Origin of the sequence: Kitasatospora sp. NPDC059571 (assembly GCF_042735675.1) — a bacterium.
GTDB lineage: Bacteria > Actinomycetota > Actinomycetes > Streptomycetales > Streptomycetaceae > Kitasatospora.
Map to the genome: position 1 here is coordinate 532 of NZ_JBHWBW010000437.1, position 6152 is coordinate 6683.

Consider the following 6152-nt stretch of genomic DNA (forward strand, 5'->3'; position numbering starts at 1 on the left):
ACCCACACCCCCGGCCGCGGCACCGCCCCCCGGCGGCCCGGGACACCCCGGGCGTGGCAAACACCCCGACGGGGCCCCCGCCCGCGCCCCCGATCCGGGCGTCACCCACGTCGACGGCGATCCGCCGGCCCCGCCGGAAGACCTTCTCGGGCTGCTCCTCGGTCATCAGGAGGCGCGCTCCGCGACCAGGGCCCGGACGGCCTCGATCGCCTCGCCGACCGCGGCCGGGTTGGAGCCGCCGCCCTGGGCGACGTCGTCCTTGCCGCCACCGCCGCCGCCGAGCGTCTTGGCCGCGGTGCGCACCAGCTCACCGGCCTTGACGCCGCGGGCGCGGGCGTCCTCGTTGGTCGCGATCACGGTCAGCGGGCGGTCGTTCGCCACGGTGAAGGCGGCGACCACGGCCGGGCGCGAGCCCAGCCGGCCGCGGACGTCCAGCACGAGCTTGCGCAGCTCGTCCGCACCGGTGCCGTCGGCCACCCGGGCCGCGACCACGGCCACCCCGCGGACGTCCTCGGCGCCCTCGGCGAGCCCGGCGGCGGCCGCGAGGACCTTCTCCGCGCGGAAGCGCTCGATCTCCTTCTCGGCGTCCTTGAGCTTGGCGAGCATGCCGGAGATCTTCTCCGGCAGCTCCTCCGGGCGGCCCTTGACCAGCTCGGTGAGCTGGGAGACCACGGTGTGCTCACGGGCCAGGAACTTGTACGCGTCGACGCCGACCAGCGCCTCCACGCGGCGCACGCCGGAGCCGATCGAGGACTCGCCGAGCAGCTTCACCAGACCCAGCTGGGCGGTGTTGCCGACGTGCGTGCCGCCGCACAGCTCCTTGGAGAAGTCGCCGATGGTGACCACGCGCACCGAGTCGCCGTACTTCTCGCCGAACATCGCGATGGCGCCGGCCTTGCGGGCCTGGTCCATCGTCATGACCTCGGCGGTGACGTCGAGCTCGCGGACCAGCACCTCGTTGATCTTCTGCTCGACGTCGGTCAGCACGCTGCCGGGCACGGCGGTCGGCGAGCCGAAGTCGAAGCGGAAGCGGCCGGGCGCGTTCTCCGAACCGGCCTGGGCGGCCGTCGGGCCGAGCGCGTCGCGCAGCGCCTGGTGGGTCAGGTGGGTGGCCGAGTGCGCACGCGAGACCGCACGGCGGCGGTCGACGTCGATGGTGGCGTACGCGGACGCGCCGAGCACCACCTCGCCGAAGAGCACCCCGCCGGAGTGCACGGTCACACCGGGCACCGGCTGCTGCACGTCGCGGATCTCCACGACCGCGCCGGAGTCCAGGCGGATCCGGCCGTGGTCGGCGAGCTGGCCGCCGCCCTCGGCGTAGAACGGGGTGCGGTCGAGGATGATCTCGACCTCGTCGCCCTCGGTCGCGGCGGGCGCGGGCACGCCGCCGACCAGCAGGCCGACGACGGTGGCCTCGCCCTCGGTGGCGGTGTAGCCGGTGAAGACCGAGGCGCCGGACTTGTCGGCGACCTCGCGGTACGCGGCGACGTCCGCGTGGCCCATCTTCTTCTTCTTGGCGTCCGCCTTGGCCGCGTCCCGCTGCGCCTGCATCAGGCGGCGGAACCCGGTCTCGTCGACCTGGAGGCCCTGCTCCTCTGCCATCTCCAGGGTCAGGTCGATCGGGAAGCCGTAGGTGTCGTGCAGCTTGAACGCCTGGTCGCCGGAGAGCACCGCACCACCGGCCTGCTTGGTCTCGGTGATGGCCGCGTCCAGCAGGCTGGTCCCGGACTTCAGGGTCTGCAGGAAGGCGCTCTCCTCGGCGGTGACGACCGTCTCGATGCGCTTGCGGTCGGTCTCCAGCTCCGGGTACTGCGGGGCCATCGCCTTGATGGAGATGTCGATGAGCTCCTTGGCCACCGGCTCGGTGGCGCCGAGCAGGCGCATGTTGCGGATGGCGCGGCGCAGGATGCGGCGCAGCACGTAGCCGCGGCCCTCGTTGCCCGGGGTGACGCCGTCGCCGACCAGCATCAGCGCGGTGCGGAAGTGGTCGGTGACCACGCGCAGCGAGACGTCCGACTTGTGGTCGCGGCCGTAGGTGTGGCCGGTGAGCTCGGCCGCGCGGTCCAGGATCATCCGGCTGGTGTCGATCTCGAAGAGGTTGTCGACGCCCTGCAGGATGGCGGCGAGGCGCTCGAGGCCCAGGCCGGTGTCGATGTTCTTGCTCGGCAGGTCGCCGAGGATCTCGAAGCCGTCCTTGCCGTCACCGTGGCCGCGCTCGTACTGCATGAAGACCAGGTTCCAGATCTCCAGGTAGCGCTCGCCGTTGACGGCCGGGCCGCCCTCCTCGCCGTACGCGGGGCCGCGGTCGTAGTTGATCTCCGAGCACGGGCCGCACGGGCCGGGGACGCCCATCGACCAGAAGTTGTCCTTCATGCCGAGGCGCTGGATGCGCTCGGAGGGCACGCCGATGACGTCGCGCCAGATCTGCTCGGCCTCGTCGTCGTCCTTGTAGACGGTGATCCAGAGCTTCTCCTTCTCCAGGCCGTAGCCGCCGTCCGCGACGGGCGTGGTGAGCAGCTCCCACGCGGACTTGATGGCGCCTTCCTTGAAGTAGTCGCCGAAGGAGAAGTTGCCGCACATCTGGAAGAACGAGCCGTGCCGGGTGGTCTTGCCGACCTCCTCGATGTCCAGCGTGCGCACGCACTTCTGGACCGAGGTGGCGCGGGTGAACGGCGGCTTGACCTCGCCGAGGAAGTACGGCTTGAACGGCACCATGCCGGCGTTGACCAGCAGCAGGGTGGGGTCGTCGGCGACCAGCGAGGCCGACGGTACGACGGTGTGGCCGCGCTCCTCGAAGAAGCGCAGCCAGCGGCGGCGGATCTCAGCCGACTCCATCAGTGGTCCTTCCGGTTTGGTTGCTGCCCGGCAGCGCTCGGCGCTGCCGGGACTCGGCAATGCTGGGGGTGGTGGTGCTTCGCGTCGGGGGCAGGGCGGCCGCCGGGGAGCCCGGGGCCGCCGAGATAGCTCGGTGGCCGGGCTCGGGGCGCAGCGCACGGCGGCGCGGCGGCTCGACCACGGCGGTGCCGTCCAGGCCGAGGTCGGCGCGCAGCTGTTCCTCGCGCTCGGCCATGCCGGCCCGGACGTCCCGGGCGAACCGCTTGGCGGCGTCGCCGAGGTGGAGGGCGCCGCGGGCGGCGGTGCCGGAGAGGCTGTCGGGGGTGAGCCGGTGCACGGCCTCGTTGGCCTTGTTCATGGCCCAGACGGTGGCGCCGGCGCCGACCGCCATCCAGAAGATGCGTCGAACCACCGCGGTCAGCCCCTCACCGCTCGCCGGACGCGGGCCAGCAGCCCGCCGGAGCGCGGCGCGGTGGCCGCGCGGACCTCGGCCCGGACCAGCCGGGCGAGCGCGTCGCGGTCGGCGGCCTGCTCGGGCACCGCCGGGCCGGCCTGCTGGCGGGCGACGGCCTTGCGGACGCCGTAGCTGAACGCGGCGACCTTGACCAGCGGTCCGCCGATGGTCGCGGCGACCGTGGAGGAGAGCGCGTTGGCGTTGGCGGCGGCGTCCTGGACGTTGGCGGTGATCTCGTCGACGCGTTCGAGCTGCTCGTTGGCGCTGCGCACGGCGGCGCCGGCCTCGGTGAGCAGCGGAACGGCCTGCTCGGTCACGGCGGAGACCAGGACGGTGGCCTCGCGGAGCACCTTGGAGAGCCGGACGAGGACCACGGCGAGCAGGGTGACCAGGACCGCCCAGAAGACGGCCACCAGCAGGCCGGCCAGCTCTCCCACGGACACCTTGCGCGCTCCCTCGCCTTGCAGCTTCCTCCGGAGGGAACCCTATCGTGACCACGGGGGGTTTCCCGACCGGATAAGTGCCGTGCCGGGCCGGAACCGGGCGGGCGGCGGGCGGGTCCCGACGTAACCTACCGGCCGGTCACCTCGTTGGGCGGAGTGATCCGCCGTGTGCGGACCTCGAACGGCAGGACGGGCGGCGGCCCGGGACGACTTGGGGGCTCGGGTTGGCCAGCGAACCGGCGGATGGCTGCGCTCCGGCGGCGGTGCGGCAGCAGTCGCCCGGCGGGTGGCTGCCCGCCGAGACCGCCGGGCTGGTCGGCCGTCAGGACGAACTCGCCTCTCTGGCATCGCTGTTGGCCTCTTCCCGACTGGTCACGGTGACCGGTCCCGGCGGGGTGGGCAAGAGCCGGCTGGCGCTGCGGGCCGCCGCCGCGTCCGGTGCGGACTTCGCGGACGGCGCGCGCCTGGCCGAGCTGGGCGCGGTGCAGGACCCGCTGCTGCTCGGCCACGCGGTGCTGGAGGCCCTCCGGCTGACCGACGCCACCGCCCGCCCGCCGCTGGACGTGCTCGTCGAGCAGTTGGCCGACCGCCGGATGCTGCTGGTGCTGGACGGCTGCGAGCACCTCGTGGAGGCGTGCGCCGAGCTCGTCGGCACGCTGCTGCGCGGCGCGCCGGGGCTGCGGGTGCTCGCCACCAGCCGGCAGTCCCTGCGGGTGGACGGCGAGCACCTGCTGCCGCTCGGCCCGCTGCCGGTGGAGGCCTCGGGCGACGGCCCCGCGGACGCCGTCCGGCTGTTCGCCGATCGCGCCGCGGCGGTGCTGCCGGGCTTCGGCCTCACCGAGGCGAACCGCGCCGACGTGGCCCAGTTGTGCCGGCGGCTGGACGGCATCCCGCTGGCGGTGGAGCTGGCCGCGGGCCGGCTGCGGGTGCTGTCGGTGGAGCAGATCGCCGTCCGGCTGGACGACCGCTTCCGGCTGCTCACCGGAGGGGCCCGGACGGCCCCGCCGCGGCATCAGACGCTGCGCACGACGATCGGCTGGAGCCACGAACTCTGCACCCCGCAGGAACGTTTGCTCTGGGCACGGCTGTCCGTCTTCGCGGGCAGCTTCGAGCTGGAGGCCGCCGAGTACGTCTGCGCCGGGGACGGCATCGCGGCCGAGGAGGTCCTCGGTGTGCTCGGCGAGCTGGTCGACAAGTCGGTGCTGCTGCGGCTCGCCGAGGCCGGCGCGGACGGCGCGGTCCGGTTCCGGATGCTCGACACCCTGCGCGAGTACGGCGGTCAGTGGCTGCGTGCGGCGGACGACGACGGGCGGCTGCGGCGGCGGCACCGCGACTGGTACCTGGGGCTGGCCTCCTGGGGCGAGGTCGAGTGGTTCGGCCCCCGGCAGGCGGAGACCGCGGAGCGCACCCGGCTCGCCCACCCGAACCTGCGGGCGGCCCTGGAGTTCTGCCTGGCCGAGCCGGGTGAGGAGCAGCTGGCCCTGGTGCTGGCCGGAACGCTGTGGTTCTACTGGGTCGGCACCGGCCACCTCGGCGAGGGGCGGCACTGGCTGGACCGGGCGCTGGCGCTCGCCCCCGAGCCGACCGGGCCGCGGGCCAAGGCCCTGTGGGTGACCGGGTACATGGCGACCCTCCAGGGCGACCTGGTGCGGGCGGCCCCCGCACTGGAGGAGTGCCGCCGGCAGGCGCTGGAGACCGGCGACGACCGGGCGCTGGCGTACGCGGTGCACCGGCAGGGCTGTGCAGCGCTGATCGCGGACGACCCGGTGCGCGCCGCCGAGCTGTTCGAGGAGGCGCTCTGGCACTACAACACGCTGGGCGAGCTGAACAGCAACGTCCTGATGGCCATGTTCGAACTCGGACTGGCGTACGTGTTCCAGGGCGATGCGGCGGCCGGCGAGAGCTGGCTGGAGCGGGTGCGGGGGATCTGCGAGGAGCACGGCGAGCAGTGGGCCTACGCCTACGGGCTCTACGCGCACGCGCACTCCCGGTGGTCGGTGGGCGAGCTGCGGCAGGCCCGCGCCCATGCGCGCGAGTGCGTCCGGCTGAACCACCGGTTCCGGGACCTGCTGGGGATCGTGCTGGGGGTGGAACTGCTCGCCGTGCTGGCGACCGAGGGGCCGGCCGCGGACCTGGTGGAGGCCCGGGTGCTGCAGGGCGCGGCGCACCGGATGTGGCAGGGCGTCGGGCGGCCGTTCTTCGGCTCGAAGAACTTCAACGGACCGCACCGGGAGGCCGCCCGGCGGGCCCGGGCGGGGCTGACCGAGGAGGAGTACGAGGCGGCGTTCGCGCGCGGCGCGGCGCTGGACCTGGATGCGGCCGTCCGGCGCGCGCTGGGCGGCGGCGGGGTGGCCGGGGCGGCCGGCCAGGACGGCCGCCCGGGGCCCGGGCCGGATCCGCGCCCCGCCCGGCCGTCGCCC

General features: G+C 74.3%; 4 protein-coding genes. 1 reads left to right on the forward strand and 3 read right to left on the reverse strand.

Features of this window, described 5'->3' with window-relative positions; translation table 11 throughout:
* Positions 1–165: 165 nt before the first annotated feature.
* From alaS to ACFV0G_RS32165, 3 genes are read right to left on the reverse strand one after another with little or no spacing between them, the layout of a single operon-like run.
* Complete coding sequence (gene alaS / locus ACFV0G_RS32155) at positions 166–2835, reverse strand: alanine--tRNA ligase (RefSeq protein WP_380555642.1); 2670 nt, start codon at positions 2833–2835, stop codon at positions 166–168.
* On the reverse strand, positions 2822–3247 hold the full coding sequence (locus ACFV0G_RS32160; protein ID WP_380555644.1) for a DUF6167 family protein: 426 nt from the start codon (positions 3245–3247) through the stop codon (positions 2822–2824). Before ACFV0G_RS32160 ends, alaS begins: the two co-directional genes overlap by 14 nt.
* Positions 3248–3252: 5 nt before the next feature.
* Positions 3253–3732 carry a DUF948 domain-containing protein gene (locus tag ACFV0G_RS32165; RefSeq protein WP_380555646.1) on the reverse strand — a complete coding sequence of 160 codons (480 nt, stop codon included), beginning with the start codon at positions 3730–3732 and terminating at the stop codon, positions 3253–3255.
* A 224-nt stretch (positions 3733–3956) separates the two neighbouring features.
* Between ACFV0G_RS32165 and ACFV0G_RS32170 the strand changes: the two genes are divergently transcribed.
* A partial coding sequence (locus tag ACFV0G_RS32170; RefSeq protein WP_380555648.1) for an ATP-binding protein occupies positions 3957–6152 on the forward strand: 2196 nt, incomplete at its 3' end.

Bases quoted from the DNA above. Each gene is read 5' to 3' on its own strand.
- alaS (WP_380555642.1), bottom strand. From the start codon at position 2,835: ATGGAGTCGGCTGAGATCCGCCGCCGCTGGCTGCGCTTCTTCGAGGAG.